Raw genomic sequence first — 16,429 nt, forward strand, 5'->3', positions numbered from 1 at the left:
AAATCGTTAGGTTTTAAGTGGTGGGTAGTTCACAGTCACGTAATCGACTTTGCCGCTGCCGAGCAGAGGCAGAGCTTTAACATGCTGAATCTTTGACGGCAATAGAAGTGGCAGGAAACCTTGCTTCTGAAGATATTCTTTCAGGATGTAGATTTTGGCGAATCGCTTCAGCCGGGCAACAATACGTATATATTCATCCTCATCCAATTCGACCACATCTCCGCAATCGTACCACTCTTCGGCAGGAATAATATAGCCTTTCATCACATTAGGACCTTTAATCAGCAGATTACCGCCGGTTTCGATGCCCTCAACGGGCTCGATTCGGTATTCAATATCAGGCAAGAATTGGCCTACCGTACCCCGTCGATAGAAATGCGGCGTATTCAGAGAAAGGACAGGTGCAGTTTCAGTAGTACCATACCCTTCAAAGATGCGGATGCCGAATTTATCGATCCACAAGTCGCGCACCTCATCTTTTAGCTTCTCTGCACCGGCGAATACATAGCGGATGGAATAGAAGTCATACGGATGCGCATATTTGCCATAGCCCCCAAGAAATGTTGAGGTTCCGAAGAGTATGGTCACATCCTTGTCGTATGCGATCTCCGGAATCAGCTTGTAATGCAACGGCGTTGGATATAGGTAGACGGGGATTCAGGATTCATATCGATTTGGTAAGATTCTCCGATCCGTACCTTTATTTCAGGAAACATTTTTGTATTCATCTTATCTTGAAGATAGGAAAGTTTGGAGCGTTCTGGCCCTTCAATCGTAATTGGATAAATGCGTGCGCCAGTTTTTAGGGCAATATAACCCATACCGCTGTATATTTTCATTAGTCCGCCAGTACGGGTAATCCGTCCTTCAGGGAAAATTACCAACGATGTACCTTCGCGTACAAGCCGGATCATTCGCCGGACGGATAGTGGATTCATCGGGTCCACTGTAATATGCCGTCGAAGTTTCAAAAGCGAGGCAAATTGCTTCGCGACTTCTGTATTCACGACAAAGCATATATCATCAGGTAGATTCATGGTCAGCACGGCTGCATCCAGAAGGGAAATATGATTTGGAGTAAGCAAGGCAGGCTCACTAAAGTCCACGGTATCGAGTCCCTTGATTGAAACTTTGAATAGCCCGTTGGTGACCATGCGCAGCAGTGGATCGACAATCGCCATCAGTTCTCCTCATTTCTTAATTTTTTAGTAAATTATACCAATGTACATTTTATCCTACAATTGCTTTTGGTATGAGGGTCAAAAGTATGTAGTTTTTTATCGTTTCTTGTAGGCCATCCATCGTGAACAAAATGAACAAAATATTTACAAAATGAACAAAAATTTATTTTAGTTTTTTTAGAAAATAAAATAAAAACCGTCAATTGAAAACGTTTACCTTGAGAAAAAGACAAAAGGCTCATGATAAACGGTCTATAAAAAATAGAAAAGAGGGGGAAAAGAATTGAAAAAGGCACTATCTTTATTCTTAACTGTCATGATGATGGTTCTGCTTGCAGCTTGTGGGGGAGGCGGAGAGAAAAAGGCAGCTGATGCAAAACCGGCGGAAGGCGGGGGAGAAGAACAAAAAGACGCTATCGTGATTAAATTCTCGCACGTTACCTCAGCTGACAGTGTAAAAGGAAAAGCTGCCCAAAAATTTGCGGACCTGGCAGCCGAAAAAACAGGTGGAAAAGTTAAAGTGGAAGTGTACCCATCCTCACAATTATACGGTGACAAAGAAGAGCTTGATGCACTTGTTTCAGGCAATGTACAGATGATTGCGCCTTCTGTAACCAAGATGGTGAAGCTTGATCCGCGCTGGCAATATGTAGACATGCCGTTCTTGTTTAAGGATCGCGAGCACTCATTGAAATTCTTTCAGAGTGATCTGGCAAAGCAGCTATTAAATGGTGAACAGCTAGTTGGAAACGATATTATGGGACTTGCCTTCTGGGAAAATGGGTTTAAACAGTTCACTAACAACAAGAAACCACTTAAAGCTCCGGCAGATTTTAAAGGCTTAAAATTCCGGGCACAGGCTGGAAAAGTGTTGGAGGGGCAATTTAAAGCTTTAGGTGCAGGCTCTGCGACGATTCCGTTTGGCGACACGTATGCTGCGCTCCAGCAAGGTACAGTAGATGGACAAGAAAATACGTATAATAACATGGATACACAGAAATATCAGGAAGTACAAAAATATATGACAATAAGCAACCATGGCCGTCTTGATTATGCCATCTTTGTAAATAAATCGTTCTGGGATGGTATGCCGGAAGATGTTCGCACAAAAGTAGAGGAAGCATTAAAAGAAGCGACTGAATATGAATGGAAGCTTGCTGCTGAAGATAACGACAAGAGTTACGAAAACCTTAAAAACTCTGGAAAAATGGAAATTACAGAACTGACGGATGCTGAGCGTGCCGAGCTGGAAAAAGCGCTGCAGCCGGTATATGAAGAGTTCAAAAGTGTCATCACACCTGAGCTTATCGATGGAATTAAAAATATGAAATAGAGCTAATGAGGGGGCGCTACATCGTTAGTGCCCTCTCTTTTTCCAAAGAGGGGGGAGAAGGGATGAAAAGCCTGAAAAAGGCATGGGATTTATTCGAAGATATCGCTGCGGGTACGTTTTTGTCTGTAGGAATTGCGTTGATTTTTTACGGTGTTATGATGCGCTATGCTTTTAATGAACCGAAGGCCTGGGTGGAAGAGGTGGCTAACTATACGATTGTCTGGGGAGCGCTTTTGGGTGTTCCGGTCGCATTACGCAATAATCATCATATTCAAGTGGATATGCTATATGATAAGCTCCCGCGGAGAGTACAGCGTGCAGTAGATGTTTTTGCCAGCATTATGGGTGTCTTGTTTTGTATTTTTTTTGCATACTATGGCTATTTGCTGGTAGCCAAGCGCTATGTATCCGGTATGGTATCGATGGATGTGGGGATTCCGATGTGGATTGTCTATCTTATTCTTCCGATTTCCGGTATTATGTTTCTTTTTCGTTTTTTGGAGAAGCTGGTACAAGCTCTACGTGGAGAGAAAATTGTTAATACGGTAGATATGGTAGAACTGCCAAAAGAAAAGGGGGATGCGCCGAATGGTCCTCACGCTATTTAGTTCTTTCGTGATTATGATGTTGCTGCGGGTGCCGATTGCGATTAGCTTATCTTTGGCAACCGTGTTCGTTCTTATGCAGTCGGATTTTAACATGAATATGGTACCGCAGCGAATGTTCTCGGCGCTGGATTCTTTTGCCCTTATGGCGATTCCGGGCTTCGTATTAGCCGGAGTCATTCTGGCACGTGGAGGTATCTCCAAGTATCTAATTGAGGCGTTACGCACATGGGTCGGTCATTTGCCGGGTGGATTATCCGTTGTGACCATTCTTGCGTGTATGGTATTTGCTGCGATTTCCGGCTCCAGTCCGGCAACGGCAGCTGCAATTGGATCGATTATGATTCCCGCAATGGTCAGTGCAGGTTATGACAAGAAATACTCTATGGGGCTAGTCGCCGCTGCCGGTACGCTGGGTATTCTGATTCCGCCGAGCATTCCGCTTATTATTTATGGGATCACAGCCGAGGAGTCAATTGGTAAGCTGTTTATGGCTGGGGTCATTCCTGGGGTATTGTTAGGTGGAGTGCTTATCGTATCTGCAATTTACTATGCCAAGAGAAACGGGTACGGCAGCGATGCGAAATCTTCGGGCCGAGAGAGAATAAAAGCTTCTATTAAAGCACTATGGGGTGCATTTCTACCTATTTTGATTCTGGGTAGCATCTATACAGGAATTGCGACACCAACGGAATCAGCTGTCATCGCAGTTGCCTATGGATTGATCGTATCTGTAGGTATTTATCGGGAGATGGGATTGAAAGATATACGTCCGATTATGACAGAGACAATTAATATTACATCTATGATTTTCCTCATCATCGCCGCAGCCAGTCTGTTTGGTCTGTACCTGACCAATGAACAGGTTCCGCAAACAGTAGGGGCATGGATTGCGGCAAGCGATATGAACAAGTGGATGTTCTTCCTTATCGTTAATATTTTGTTTTTTATCATGGGAACGTTTCTTGAGGCAGTATCTGTCATTCTGATTACGCTGCCAATTTTGCTTCCGATTATTAAGCATTTGGGTATTGACCCGATTCATTTCGCGATTGTCATGACGGTAAATATGGAACTGGCGATGATTACGCCTCCGGTGGGCTTGAATTTGTTCGTCGTAGGCGGTATCGCGAAAGAGAAACTGGAAGTGGTCGTAAGGGGAGTTATTCCGTTCATTATTCTATTTATTTTCGTGCTGGCATTTTTTGTTATCTTCCCGCAATTGTCTTTATGGCTCCCGAACATGATGCAATAGAATAAAAAAGAAAGGGGATGTCGTTGTACGGTAAAAAAGTGACATCCCCTTTTTTCTGCGAGTTTTCCTTATTTTAAAATAGAAAGAATGTAAGATACGAAAATAATCCAGAGTAAGTCCAAACAGGCCAATATCATTGTAGTAATCGAGATTTGCAGAAAAAAAGAATTGTGTGAGAGATGCTTTTTGGCAGGTACAAACGTAGAGATGGCCAGAACCATTCCAAGCAGTACCGTAATCCACTGTAAAACGATGAGTAATGTACTGTACGAAGTGAAGGATGAGAAAATAGAGAACAATGAAAACACTAAAGAGCAAAAGACTAAGAGAAGACTAATAATGGTTCTGGCGGATACTTTTTTTTCTATTAAATCCACGCGAGACATGCTGCTTCCCCCTTTTATAATATTTTTCTATCTTTAACATTACCCCTTTACTTAACAACATAAAACTGATTATGGTATCGTTTTTGAATGAAGAAAATAGGCGAGAAGAAGTGGATAAACTATGAAAAAAGTAACAAAAAAACAAGCCCCGGCTATACCGACGCTTGTTCTTCTTCTTTATTCGATGCTACACCGGCCGTTAGACAGAACCGCATCGCCTCTTCGACAGGTGTATCGATAAACTTCAGCATCACACCTTGATTTTATAGGCTTTCGAAATTTAGGTGCAATTAAATGTAGAATAACACAGCAATAGTAAAGTCTTATATAATAAGAGACGAATAGTATACGTTATATGATTCTGCGCTATAATTACACACTGACAGCAGACTCTTGTGAAATTTTGGAAGGGTGAAGGAGAGAAGGGGCATGCGCCATGTTAGTTTGGATCATCTGGAGCCCGGTCAGGTTCTGGCAAAAAGCATATACGCCAGCGATGGTCGGACGTTATTAAATCAAGGGGTGTTATTGACACCGGGTATGATTAATAAGCTATACCGTATTGGTGTAACCAAAATTTACATAAAAGATGACCGGTTTGAAGACGTCAAGATAGAAGAGATGGTTTCAGAAGAAACCCGTCGTGAAGCCATTTCTCAAGTATCCAATGTAATGGAATGTGTACAGGAAGGAAAAGATTTTGATACGACGTCTGTAGTGAAAACAATGTCGAATGTAATTGATGAGATTTTAGCTCAAAAGGATGTATTGCTGAATCTTGATGATATCCGTACGAAGGATAATCATCTCTTTATCCATTCATTGAATGTCTGTATTATGTCTACTGTTATCGGAATAAGCCTTGGCTATAGTGTCAATAAGCTGAAAGAATTGGCGCTTGGTGCATTGCTTCATGATATTGGTAAAGTACTGAAAGGTACAGATGACCCGCTCAAGCGATATACACAGGAAGGAAATCATCATGCCTGGGTCGGATTTAATATATTACGCAAACGCCATGAACTTAGCCTGGCCAGCGCGCACATTGCGTTGCAGCACCATGAGCATGTAGATGGTACTGGAGAACCGCGTAGTCTTAAAAGTATGGAAATTCACGAGTATGCAAAAATTGTGGCTGTAACAAATTTCTATGATAATTTGATTTCACCGCTCACCCCAGAGCCGACGCTGCTACCATATCAGGCGAGCGAGTATTTGATGGGACTGGCTGGTAAGAAGTTTGATCATGAAATTGTCATCCAATTTCTGCGTTCTATTGCATTGTATCCTACAGGAAGCTCGGTGCAGCTTAGCACCGGAGAGATCGGCGTGGTGGTAGGACAGCATAAAGGATTGCCGTCCCGGCCTGTGATTCGTGTATTCAAAGAAAGTCATTCTTCCGGTCGTGGAAAATTCGATTATGATGGTACTGAAGTCAAAGAAGTGGATTTAGGAAAAGAAACTACCTTGTTCATTGATTCGGTTTTAAAATCGTAAGCATATATAGGCCACTGGAGTGCATTATCCGGTGGTTTTCTTGTTTACAAAAATGCCGTTGAATTCTATACTTTTCAGAAAATAGAAATATTCATACAGGGAAGGAGAACAATGATGATAATTGATATTAAAAATGTAAGCTGGAAGCGTGATAAAACGTATATATTACAAGATATTACATGGTCTGTGCAACCAGGTGAACACTGGGTCATTATGGGATTGAACGGCTCTGGAAAAACGTCGCTGCTCAATATCATTAACGGATACATGTGGCCAACAAAAGGTGAGGTTAGCGTACTGGGCAAGAAGTTTGGTGAATATGATCTGCGTAAATTGCGCCAATCAATCGGTTGGGTCAGTACTTCTATGCAGGAAAAGTTATACAAGAATGAAACGGTAGAAAACATCGTATTAAGCGGAAAAGTCGCCTCGATGGGCCTGCTGTACGAAGAACAGAAGGCAGAAGATTACGAGAAGGCGTATCATTTGCTTAATCAAATGGGATGCTGCGGAATGGAAAAACGAATATATGAGAGTCTGTCACAGGGAGAGAAACAGCGTGTGCTTATCGCCAGGGCGCTAATGGCTTCACCAAAGCTTTTGATTCTGGATGAACCGGCTACGGGACTGGATATTTTTGCGCGCGAGCAGCTGTTAGAACGGGTTCAGGATATGGGAAGCCAACCAGGGGGGCCTACGCTTATTTACGTATCGCATCATGTTGAAGAGATTGTGCCTATTTTTCATCACGTACTATTGTTGAAGAAAGGGCAGATATACGGGGCAGGAAATACGCTTGATCTAATGACATCGGAAAACCTTTCTGAATTCTTCGGTACAGAAGTGGATGTTACATGGCGCAACAAACGGGCCTGGATGCAGGTAGGCAGTGTGTAATATATATTGTGGGAAAGGGAGAGAACAGGATGTATGTAGACGAACTGAAAAAAATAATTGATCCCGACCGAGTTACGATAAATCCTACCATGCTAGAGCAGCACAGCAAGGATGAATCCTATCATCCGCCATGTCTGCCGGATGCGGTAGTGTTTCCGAAAACGACGGAAGAAGTAAGCCGGATTGCAGCCTGGGCAAATGAACATTGTGTACCCATTATTCCGTTCGGTGTCGCCTCCGGTATGGAAGGTCAGATTATTCCGCAGAAGGGTGGCATATCGCTTGACTTTCAACTGATGAATCGTGTGCTCGAAGTGAAACCGCAGGATTTCCTGGTGCGCGTACAACCGGGGGTAACCCGCATGCAATTGAATAAAGAGCTGAAAAAGTATGGTCTGTTTTTTTCGGTGGACCCCGGAGCAGACGCGACAATCGGAGGAATGGCAGCTACGAATGCGAGCGGTACGACATCAGTACGCTACGGAATTATGCGGGATCAGGTTCGGGATATGGAAGTAGTGCTCGCGGATGGACGGATTATCCATACGGGGAGTATGGCGGCAAAGTCTTCATCAGGCTATCATCTGAACGGACTTTTCGTCGGTTCTGAAGGAACGCTCGGCATATTTACTGAACTAACGCTTAGGTTATACGGTATTCCCGAAGCGTCTGTGACGGCGCGCGCCAGTTTTCCTACTGTAACAGATGCTGTGGAAGCTGCATGCACTGTTATGGCGGCAGCGATTCCGGTAGCGCGTATGGAATTGGTAGATAGCAGATCCATTCAACAAGTAAATAGTTATAAAGGAACAGACTATCCAGAGCGTTCTACGTTGTTTTTTGAGTTTCATGGCAATGAAGCAGGGCTTGCACATGACCTTGCCTTTGCCCAGGAAATTGTTCGTGAACACGGTTGTGATGATTTCGTATCTGAGACGGATTCACTTCGTCAGGCTGCGCTCTGGGAGGCGCGCCACCATCTTGCGTATGCATTTCTCCACAGTTATCCAGGTAAAAAAGCGATGTCTACAGATGTTTGTCTGCCTTTATCCGAACTGGCAGGAGCGATTGGGCATGCGAGAGAGATAATCGAGCAAAGCGGAATGGTCGGCGGTATCGTCGGCCATGTAGGGGATGGGAACTTTCACTCCCTTCTTATGGTTCGGCCGGATGATCCGACTGATGTCGAACAAGCAGAATCGATAAATGCACAGATCGTAAGCTATGCGTTAAGCCGGGGCGGTACGTGTACAGGGGAGCATGGAGTGGGTCTTGGCAAGGCAAAGTACCAGCGTACGGAGCATGGTCCTGCACTGGATGTAATGTATGCGATGAAACGGATGCTTGATCCGAATCATATTTTAAATCCGGGCAAGATTTTTATCTTTTAATGCGTTGCAGTAATAGTGTATAATCAATTATCAGAAAAAAATAAAAAGTGGGGGAGTTTTATGAAACGCAAGACACGCATCACAAGTGTTTGTTTCCTGCTTCTATGCCTGCTGCTGGCCGCTTGTGGCAATGCGCAGACATCATCGGAGAAGCAGGGAGCGGGTGGGGAACAAAAAACAGGGCAAGCTAAAGAAAAGGTGAAAATAGGAATTACCCAGCTTATTGAACATCCGTCCCTTGATGCTTCTCGTGAAGGTTTTATTAAAGCCCTGAAAGAGAATGGATATGGTGATGCGGATATTGAATATCAATCCGCGCAGGGTGACCAGAGCACCGTTGCTTCCATTGCACAGAAATTTGTCGCTGATAAGAAAGATGCCGTTCTGGCGATTTCTACTCCAAGTGCACAAGCGATGGTACAGGCGACGAAGAATACAGATATTCCAGTCTTCTTTACCGCCATTACCGATCCGATTAGCGCCAAACTTGTGGACAACCTAGAGAAGCCGGGTAAGAATATTACCGGTTATTCCGACACGCATCCAGAAACAATTAATAAATTGGTTGCGCTAATTAAGGAGCTGAAGCAGGATACAAAAAATGTAGGAATTATTTATAATTCCGGGGAAGCTAACTCTGTCGTAAACGTTGAGAATGCCAAAAAGGCACTTGCAGCGAATGGAATGAAAGCGGTGGAGGTTAATGTCAGCAACACGACAGAAGTAAAGCAGGCAGCAGAATCGCTTGTTGGCAAAGCGGACGTCATTTATGTTCCGAAAGATAATACGGCAGTCGCAGCACTTAAAACTGTTGTGCAGGTAGCCGAGAAAAATAAAATTCCGTTGTTTGTGGGCGAGATGGATTCGGTACGTAATGGCGGTTTTGCCGGGTTCGGAGCCGATTACCATGATCTTGGCTACCAAACAGGACTTATGGCGGTAAAAGTGTTGAAAGGTGAAGTGAAAGTAGGCGATTTGCCGGTCGGATTCCCGAAAGAGCTGCATCTTGGTGTTAATAAAGAAGCTGCCGCCAATGAAGGCATCGATTTCGAAAAGAGTAAGCCTGTTATCGAGAAATACAATCCAGTTTATTTTGAGAAAACCGAGAAGAAATAAGAAAAAGCAGAAAAGAAGACAGGGACTAAAGCAAGCCTGGTCTTCTTTTTACTTTCAAAAATTGATTTTAACCCATTTGTTGTCCTTGTTTTTTCGTACACATCCTTTCTGTACAAGAAATGCACCCGTTTCGGTTACGCTAAAAACAGCGGAAGGCAAAACCGCAGAATGCTGTTATAATTGACATGGGCGGTTTACTTTTACATGAGGTGTAGATACATGAAGTCACAAGCAAATGCAAGTATGCAGGAATTTCTTGCAAGGGCGGAACGCATGGGCATCAAAGTTCAAATCCGTTCAGACAATCTGGATACGTTATTCAGCGAACCGGGGCGGCATGAGTCGCGGAAATCGAGGCCGCATGCTGTTAAGCTATTTACGCACAATGATACGGATGGGGTAAGTTGCGGAATACTAGGGAAATTGGCATTCGGCGATGATATTCAAGTTGATTATTCGAACTATGATGATATTAATGACAAAGTCGGTAAGCTGTTGTCGCTCCATTTGGATAAGTATGATCAGGTGTTTATTACCGATATATCGGTAAATGAGGAGATTGCGGCTCGGATTGAAGGATTAGGTATGCATGACAAGAAGAAATTCCTGCTTCTCGATCACCATCAAACAGCAGATTGGCTTAATCGTTATGAATGGGCGCGTGTAACGGTAGAATCTGCTGGTGTAAAGGCGAGCGGCACAACCTTGTTCTATGACTATCTAGTGCAGGCTGGATTTCTCCTGCCAAACGATGCGTTAAGCCAATACGTTGAATTGGTACGGCAGTATGATACATGGGACTGGAAAGAGCACGGAAACCAGCATGCGAAGCAGCTTAATGACCTGTTTTATATTTTAGGACGCGATAGATTCGTTCACCGTTTTACCAGCAACTCATCACCAAATTTTACAGACACGGAAGCCATATTGCTGGCAATCGAACAGGAAAAAATCGAAAAATACATAAAAGGAAAATCCAAAGATATTTATGTGCAAAATGTTCATAACTATAAAGCAGGCATCGTCTTTGCAGAGCAGTACATTTCCGAGCTAGGTAACGCACTGGCGGAATTGAACCCTGAGCTGGATTTTATCGCCATTGTGAATATGTCACGCGTGATCAGCTACCGTACGATTAAAGAAGAAGTGAATTTAGGAGATATTGCAGCTATTTTTGGAGGGGGCGGGCATGCAAAGGCAGCCGGCAGTCCAGTACCGAAAGAAATACGGCAGGCCGTCACCAACCTGCTATTCGCCGTTCCTATCGCATAAAGGAAGCGCGAGACTCCGTTAATCGGAAGTTTCGCGCTTTTTTTCCTTTACATTATTTTGCAGAAAACGTAATAGTCAAGGCGTGATGCATAACGGATGAGCCGTAACCCTGCAAAGCCCCTCTTTGATGAATAATTAAAGAGGGGCTTTTTGTGTGGATGGCAGAGTTGGAAAAATATTTTGCTCTTCCATCGTACGCATCCAGTTTTGAATAGAGGGACGCTGCAGATGCTCTTTCTGAACCATAATATACGCGGCGCGTTTCGGAGGAGTCATACCACCTGCAAGACAAATTTCCTTGAGACGGCCTTTTTTCAATTCTTCTTCTACTGCCGATTTGATAATAAAGCCCATGCCAACATTTTTTTGCATGAGGGCCAGAAACAACGAGACGTTATCAATACGCAGGTGAGGCACATATTCAGGTGGAAGCATTCCACATATCCATTCATGGAAAGGATTGCCCCAATCAAGATACAGAAGAGGGAGGCGAGCCAGAACTTCCGGTGATACTATGTCGCACTGTGTTGCTTCGTGCTCCGGATGAGCAACAAGGACGATTTCTTCCTCATAGAAAGGAATAATCTCAAAGCCGGGAATGGATTGTGGTAGATAAACAAAGCCAAGTTGAACTACACCATCAATCAGATGATGTACTATATCCCACGAATGACCTGTTTTGGTTTTTAAGGAGACGGATGGATAGCGGACAAAGAAAGTCTCCAATACCGGGCACAGCACGTATTTCCAGAGAGAATCGGTTGCACCGATAGATAGTTGGTCTTCATACGTTTTAAGAGAACGGATTTTCGTCAGGCTTTCTTCATTTAGAAGCAATAAGCGTTCCGCATACGGCAGAAAAGCATGCCCGGCTTCGGTCAGCTTTACCCGGCGCCTGTCGCGTATAAATAGTGGTTTGCCTATTTCTGCTTCCAATCCTTGAATGCGTGATGAAACGGTCGATTGCACAAGATGGAGTGCATCAGCTGTTTTGGAAAAGCTTTTGTTGCGTGCCACTACCACAAAGGTACGCAATTGTTCAAAGTCCATATAGGTTCTCCTATCCTTATCGAAAAAGTTGATAATATATATCAAAATCATTCGTTATACAAATGCAAATCCCTGCTTTATTGTATAGAGCAGGGAGGGCGAGAGCATGATTCGATATGTATGGCAAGTATCGCCAGTAGGTGTACGGGTGCTGTTCGTGAGTTCGTTTTTGATGAACCTGGGTTTTTACGCCCTGATTCCGTATCTGACTTTATATTTGACTGGCAGTTTTACCTGGTCCATGGCTATGGCAGGAATATTGCTTGGGATTCGTCAGTTTTCACAACAGGGCTTTTCGTTTCTGGGAGGTGCGCTGGCAGACCGAATTGGCTGTAAGGAGGCAATGATATTCGGTGTATTTGTGCGAGCGGTCGGATTTCTGGCATTTGCATTTTGCACGGAAGTATGGCAATTTATCGTCGCTGCGATTCTTTCCGGGCTGGGAGGTGCGCTATTTGAACCCGCATTTCTGGCAGCATTTGCCCGTCTCATACCAGATAAGGGAAGGAAAGAAATATTTTCGTTTCGTAGCGTGGTGATAAATACCGGTATGGTAGTCTCGACTCTGGTAGGCAGTATACTGGCCTCCATACAATTCTTCTACCTGTCTGTTGTATCTGCTACATTGTTTGTGCTTGTAGCTGTACTCATCTGGATAACGCTGCCGAAGATTGAAGCGGAATACAACGGTAAAAGCTGGTTGGGAGATATACGAGACATTATCAGTAACCGACCATTTGTCGCCTATACAGTCATTCTTATTGGTTACTATTATTTATATATGCAGCTATTTTTGACTATTCCGCGTCAAATGAAAGAAGTGACAGGAGATACGAGTGGTGTCGCCATTATTTATGCCACGATTTCGCTTGCTATTATTTTTCTTCAGTTGAAAGTGACGCACTGGCTGCGTAGAGTATCGGCCCAATTCATTATGATTGGGGCAGGCGCACTTATGATGGGCCTTAGCTTGTTTTTACTTGGATTCGTAACATCGTTAGGAACGATTATAGCCGTGGGATTGCTGTTTGCTTTGGGCAATATGGTAGCTGCGCCGGTGATGTATGATGTAGTTACTCTGTTTGCGCCTCCGAATCGTTTGGGTTCATACTATGGTTTTAACAGCTTTTCGCTTGCGGTTGGCGGTTCGCTAAGCACAAGCCTTGGGGGATGGCTATATGACATAGGAATGGCAAGCGGTTTTATGCTTTTGCCATGGCTCGTTTGCTTATGTATCGGATTGTCGGTGTTTTTTGGTATGTATAAGCTTGAAATCAGCCGTCAGCCCCGATATGTACGAACGAAGGCACATGAAGGATAGAAAAACCCGCGAGCATACTTCGGGCGGACCGGCAAAACATCTGGGTAGCCCAGGTGAGGGAGGCAGTTGTCGTTTTTTTCGCCCGCCGAGTTTTTCAAGTGATGCAATTGGAATAAAACAGATTTTTATTTCTTCTCCATAAAAAATGCCGCCATCTTCGCTTATTTACAGAGAAGAGGCGGCATTTTTCATTCTGGTACACTTATCACTTTTACCTGCACATCTTTTCTTCCCCAATCCAGTGCTTCTTTGTTAGTAGAGAAAGCCAGATCAATGGCATTGCCTTTAATTGCTCCCCCTGTGTCTTCAGCCCGGCATTCCCCGTAGCCTTCAACCCATAGGACAGTTCCGAGCGGGATGTAGTCTGGATCAACAGCTGCAATGCCTGGTCGTACGTTTGTTCCAGATTTGGTTTTACCAGGACCTGTATAGCCGGAAGCATTTGCTGTAAAGGTCATTCCTTCACGAACTTTGGTCATTGCAGAACGGGCGGGTTTCTTTTGGCGATTGAGTGCCCGGTCATTTGTGCGCTTTTGCGCTTGAGCAACCAGAGTTGAGGATTCGAATGTTTCCATCTTTACAGGCATCAGACCGAGTGGAACTAATTCTTTTGCTGAGACTTCTCCGCTAGGGTAGAAGGAAGTTTGGTATGTAGGTAATGTTGACGAGAATATGCTTCTGTCTTTCTCTGGATGTTGAGGAGTTTCAGCAAGAGAATTAATCAAATATACAAGAACAAATAAACCAATAACCGGGCATCCTACTATTAATGTTCGTTTGTACTCCCTGAAAGCTTTTGCAGAATGGAATAAAGAAGTATGCAGATTTTTTCGCATGAATACCTCCCTTAATAGAAAATAGCACAATTGAATAGAATAGGTTTATTGTACTATAAAGGAGGAATGAAGTCATTATTTATCTGAAAACTTATTCCGGAAACTGTTTTGTGACTAGATGGTTGCATCCAATTTTGGCGCTTTTAAGAGCCTATTCACATACTATGTAGTACAGGCTATACGCATAAGATGATAGCTTATCAAGGAAAGGGGAGAAAGAGATGGCGAAAATTATCGTATTAGATCCGGGGCATGGGGGGCCCGACTCTGGAGCTGTAGGAAATGGTTTGCGTGAAAAAGATGTTACACTCGCAATTGCACAGCGAGCAGCCAGATTGTTACGAACTATGGGGGCGGATGTGCGCCTTACACGAAATGATGACAGAGTGTTTAGCGAAGATAAGGCCACTGATTTGAATGAGCGTGCAGATTTTGCTAATAAGCTGCATGCCGACTATTTTATTTCCATTCATATTAACGCGGGACGTGGGACTGGATTTGAGAGTTATATTGCTCCCAGTGTAGCTAATCAGGAGGCTGCACGACACCAGAATATTGTTCATGGTGAAGTGGCCGGAGTCTTCCAAGGTACAGGGTTACCTGATAGGGGGAAAAAAACGGCGAATTTCGCCGTGCTTCGTCGTACGAGCATGCCAGCTATTCTTCTGGAATGCGGATTTATTGATCAGGTGGAGGATGCATCAAGGCTGAAAAATCTGGCATTCCTGGATAACGTGGCACAGGCGATCGCACGTGGTGCAGCACGTGCGGTAGGACTGGGGGCAGCAAGTCCAGCGCCGAATCCTGTGCCTAAGTCACTTAGCAAATATTATAAAGACATTATACCTGGTATGGAATGGGGAACGGATAGTGTCGATGCGTTATATGAACGGGGCATTATGCGTGGCGACGGACAGGGGAATTTCCGGCCGACAGAAACAATGACAAGGTTGGAGGCGGCTGTAGCCATTAATAATGCGATTGAATACATCTTGAAGCAAACCGGAAAATCATAGGGCGAGTTCTGTGTTTGTTTGTGTAGCAGAATGTTTGTTAGTATAATAAACACGAAAGCAAATATCATTGCTATTCAATTCATAAATTAAGGAAGTTGATATAGATGAACAAGACGCCTGAGAATACGAGGGTAGTAGTCGGAATGTCCGGCGGTGTAGACTCTTCCGTTGCCGCCTTGTTGCTTAAACAACAGGGATATGATGTAATTGGGATTTTTATGAAAAATTGGGATGATACAGATGAGTTTGGTCACTGTACGGCGGAAGAAGATTATGAAGACGTGCGCCGGGTCTGCGGACAAATTGGCATCCCTTACTATACGGTGAATTTCGAGAAGGAATATTGGGATCGGGTATTTACTTACTTCCTGGATGAATACAAAAAAGGCCGTACGCCAAATCCTGATGTAATGTGCAATAAGGAGATCAAATTCAAAGCATTTTTGGAACGAGCATTGGATTTGGGTGCGGATTATTTGGCGACCGGTCACTATGCACGGGTTGACTTTTATGATGGGGAATACCGGATGCTGCGTGGAGTAGACGAGAAAAAAGATCAAACATACTTTTTGAATCAGCTTGGACAGGCCCAATTATCGAGAACGATGTTCCCGCTTGGTCATTTGCCCAAGACAGAAGTACGGGAAATTGCTCTTAAAGCAGGATTGGCAACAGCCAAAAAGAAAGACAGTACAGGCATTTGCTTTATTGGGGAACGGAACTTCAAAGAATTCCTTAGCTCATACCTGCCTGCCAATCCGGGAGATATCCGTACTGTGAACGGCGAGCTGAAGGGCCGTCATGATGGATTGATGTATTATACGCTTGGACAGCGTCAAGGATTGGGCATCGGAGGCGGTACCGGAACGGGTGAACCGTGGTTTGTGGTAGATAAAGATGTCAAACAAAATATCCTTTATGTAGCACAGGGGGGCGATCATGACCGATTGTACAGTGATCGTCTGGAGGCGACGGATGTTCATTGGATAAGTGATAAAGAGGTGCCGGCTACGTTCCGCTGCACGGCAAAGTTTCGTTATCGTCAGCCAGATCAAGGTGTGACAGTTCACATGAAGCCGGATAACTGCTGTGAAGTTGTGTTCGATGAACCGCAACGTGCTATTACGCCGGGACAAGCGGTTGTATTCTACAAAGACGAAGTCTGTCTAGGCGGTGCAACCATCGATAAAGCGATAAAAAATAGTGAGTTAAAAGCAAGCATATGAAGTAACAATTTCACCAATTGGGAAGTTTATTGCCCAGGGGGCCGGGA

Annotated in this window: 14 protein-coding genes and 1 pseudogene; 11 read left to right on the top strand and 4 right to left on the bottom strand. The window is 44.1% G+C overall.

Going from position 1 to position 16,429, the window contains the following annotated elements; all coding sequences use genetic code 11:
* Positions 1-6: 6 nt before the first annotated feature.
* Positions 7-1,181 (bottom strand): annotated as a pseudogene (locus tag HMPREF0083_RS26875) (1-acyl-sn-glycerol-3-phosphate acyltransferase).
* Positions 1,182-1,464: 283 nt separating this feature from the next.
* Between HMPREF0083_RS26875 and HMPREF0083_RS01390 the strand changes: the two are divergent.
* The 3 genes from HMPREF0083_RS01390 (at position 1,465) to HMPREF0083_RS01400 (ending at position 4,374) form a co-directional block, all read left to right on the top strand.
* The gene (locus HMPREF0083_RS01390; protein WP_040301101.1) at positions 1,465-2,514 is read left to right on the top strand and encodes a DctP family TRAP transporter solute-binding subunit; all 1,050 of its coding nucleotides are present in this window, start codon (positions 1,465-1,467) and stop codon (positions 2,512-2,514) included.
* Between the two features lie 62 nt (positions 2,515-2,576).
* On the top strand, positions 2,577-3,122 hold the full coding sequence (locus tag HMPREF0083_RS01395) for a TRAP transporter small permease (RefSeq protein ID WP_051354495.1): 546 nt from the start codon (positions 2,577-2,579) through the stop codon (positions 3,120-3,122).
* On the top strand, positions 3,103-4,374 hold the full coding sequence (locus tag HMPREF0083_RS01400; RefSeq protein ID WP_021619140.1) for a TRAP transporter large permease: 1,272 nt from the start codon (positions 3,103-3,105) through the stop codon (positions 4,372-4,374). The genes HMPREF0083_RS01395 and HMPREF0083_RS01400 overlap by 20 nt, the downstream gene beginning before the upstream one ends.
* A gap of 68 nt (positions 4,375-4,442) precedes the next feature.
* Here the strand turns inward: HMPREF0083_RS01400 and HMPREF0083_RS27760 are convergent, their stop codons facing one another.
* Positions 4,443-4,760 carry a hypothetical protein gene (locus tag HMPREF0083_RS27760; protein ID WP_021619141.1) on the bottom strand — a complete coding sequence of 106 codons (318 nt, stop codon included), beginning with the start codon at positions 4,758-4,760 and terminating at the stop codon, positions 4,443-4,445.
* 429 nt (positions 4,761-5,189) lie between these two features.
* On the opposite strand from HMPREF0083_RS27760, the gene HMPREF0083_RS01410 reads away from it, so the two are divergent.
* The 5 genes from HMPREF0083_RS01410 (at position 5,190) to HMPREF0083_RS01430 (ending at position 10,933) form a co-directional block, all read left to right on the top strand.
* Positions 5,190-6,257 carry an HD-GYP domain-containing protein gene (locus HMPREF0083_RS01410; protein ID WP_021619143.1) on the top strand — a complete coding sequence of 356 codons (1,068 nt, stop codon included), beginning with the start codon at positions 5,190-5,192 and terminating at the stop codon, positions 6,255-6,257.
* Positions 6,258-6,371: 114 nt separating this feature from the next.
* Positions 6,372-7,154, top strand: a complete 783-nt coding sequence (locus HMPREF0083_RS01415) for an ABC transporter ATP-binding protein (protein WP_040301103.1) — start codon at positions 6,372-6,374, stop codon at positions 7,152-7,154.
* 29 nt (positions 7,155-7,183) lie between these two features.
* Positions 7,184-8,545, top strand: coding sequence for an FAD-binding oxidoreductase (locus tag HMPREF0083_RS01420; protein WP_040301104.1), 1,362 nt, complete (start codon positions 7,184-7,186; stop codon positions 8,543-8,545).
* A 60-nt stretch (positions 8,546-8,605) separates the two neighbouring features.
* Positions 8,606-9,661 (top strand): ABC transporter substrate-binding protein, encoded by a 1,056-nt coding sequence (locus tag HMPREF0083_RS01425; RefSeq protein ID WP_051354496.1) that lies wholly within the window; start codon positions 8,606-8,608, stop codon positions 9,659-9,661.
* Between the two features lie 219 nt (positions 9,662-9,880).
* On the top strand, positions 9,881-10,933 hold the full coding sequence (locus tag HMPREF0083_RS01430) for a DHH family phosphoesterase (RefSeq protein WP_021619148.1): 1,053 nt from the start codon (positions 9,881-9,883) through the stop codon (positions 10,931-10,933).
* A gap of 135 nt (positions 10,934-11,068) precedes the next feature.
* On the opposite strand, the gene HMPREF0083_RS01435 is transcribed toward HMPREF0083_RS01430, so the two are convergent.
* Positions 11,069-11,983, bottom strand: a complete 915-nt coding sequence (locus HMPREF0083_RS01435; RefSeq protein ID WP_040301105.1) for a LysR family transcriptional regulator — start codon at positions 11,981-11,983, stop codon at positions 11,069-11,071.
* A gap of 106 nt (positions 11,984-12,089) precedes the next feature.
* Here HMPREF0083_RS01435 and HMPREF0083_RS01440 point away from each other — a divergent pair, with 106 nt between their 5' ends.
* Positions 12,090-13,304 carry an MDR family MFS transporter gene (locus HMPREF0083_RS01440; protein ID WP_040301106.1) on the top strand — a complete coding sequence of 405 codons (1,215 nt, stop codon included), beginning with the start codon at positions 12,090-12,092 and terminating at the stop codon, positions 13,302-13,304.
* 188 nt (positions 13,305-13,492) lie between these two features.
* Here the strand turns inward: HMPREF0083_RS01440 and HMPREF0083_RS26050 are convergent, their stop codons facing one another.
* The gene (locus HMPREF0083_RS26050; protein ID WP_021619152.1) at positions 13,493-14,140 is read right to left on the bottom strand and encodes a 3D domain-containing protein; all 648 of its coding nucleotides are present in this window, start codon (positions 14,138-14,140) and stop codon (positions 13,493-13,495) included.
* A 221-nt stretch (positions 14,141-14,361) separates the two neighbouring features.
* Here HMPREF0083_RS26050 and HMPREF0083_RS01450 point away from each other — a divergent pair, with 221 nt between their 5' ends.
* The gene (locus HMPREF0083_RS01450; protein ID WP_021619153.1) at positions 14,362-15,156 is read left to right on the top strand and encodes an N-acetylmuramoyl-L-alanine amidase; all 795 of its coding nucleotides are present in this window, start codon (positions 14,362-14,364) and stop codon (positions 15,154-15,156) included.
* Between the two features lie 104 nt (positions 15,157-15,260).
* Positions 15,261-16,382 (top strand): tRNA 2-thiouridine(34) synthase MnmA, encoded by a 1,122-nt coding sequence (gene mnmA, locus HMPREF0083_RS01455; RefSeq protein WP_021619154.1) that lies wholly within the window; start codon positions 15,261-15,263, stop codon positions 16,380-16,382.
* Positions 16,383-16,429: the final 47 nt, after the last annotated feature.

Source organism: Aneurinibacillus aneurinilyticus ATCC 12856, assembly GCF_000466385.1.
GTDB lineage: Bacteria > Bacillota > Bacilli > Aneurinibacillales > Aneurinibacillaceae > Aneurinibacillus > Aneurinibacillus aneurinilyticus.

What these genes read in the sequence shown, in the direction of transcription:
- HMPREF0083_RS01395 (WP_051354495.1), top strand. Translation starts at nt 2,577, where the DNA reads ATGAAAAGCCTGAAAAAGGCATGGGATTTATTCGAAGATATCGCTGCG.
- HMPREF0083_RS01440 (WP_040301106.1), top strand. Translation starts at nt 12,090, where the DNA reads ATGATTCGATATGTATGGCAAGTATCGCCAGTAGGTGTACGGGTGCTG.
- HMPREF0083_RS27760 (WP_021619141.1), bottom strand. Translation starts at nt 4,760, where the DNA reads ATGTCTCGCGTGGATTTAATAGAAAAAAAAGTATCCGCCAGAACCATT.
- HMPREF0083_RS26050 (WP_021619152.1), bottom strand. Translation starts at nt 14,140, where the DNA reads ATGCGAAAAAATCTGCATACTTCTTTATTCCATTCTGCAAAAGCTTTC.
- HMPREF0083_RS01435 (WP_040301105.1), bottom strand. Translation starts at nt 11,983, where the DNA reads ATGGACTTTGAACAATTGCGTACCTTTGTGGTAGTGGCACGCAACAAA.
- HMPREF0083_RS01415 (WP_040301103.1), top strand. Translation starts at nt 6,372, where the DNA reads ATGATAATTGATATTAAAAATGTAAGCTGGAAGCGTGATAAAACGTAT.
- HMPREF0083_RS01420 (WP_040301104.1), top strand. Translation starts at nt 7,184, where the DNA reads ATGTATGTAGACGAACTGAAAAAAATAATTGATCCCGACCGAGTTACG.
- HMPREF0083_RS01450 (WP_021619153.1), top strand. Translation starts at nt 14,362, where the DNA reads ATGGCGAAAATTATCGTATTAGATCCGGGGCATGGGGGGCCCGACTCT.
- HMPREF0083_RS01430 (WP_021619148.1), top strand. Translation starts at nt 9,881, where the DNA reads ATGAAGTCACAAGCAAATGCAAGTATGCAGGAATTTCTTGCAAGGGCG.
- mnmA (WP_021619154.1), top strand. Translation starts at nt 15,261, where the DNA reads ATGAACAAGACGCCTGAGAATACGAGGGTAGTAGTCGGAATGTCCGGC.
- HMPREF0083_RS01425 (WP_051354496.1), top strand. Translation starts at nt 8,606, where the DNA reads ATGAAACGCAAGACACGCATCACAAGTGTTTGTTTCCTGCTTCTATGC.
- HMPREF0083_RS01400 (WP_021619140.1), top strand. Translation starts at nt 3,103, where the DNA reads ATGGTCCTCACGCTATTTAGTTCTTTCGTGATTATGATGTTGCTGCGG.
- HMPREF0083_RS01410 (WP_021619143.1), top strand. Translation starts at nt 5,190, where the DNA reads ATGCGCCATGTTAGTTTGGATCATCTGGAGCCCGGTCAGGTTCTGGCA.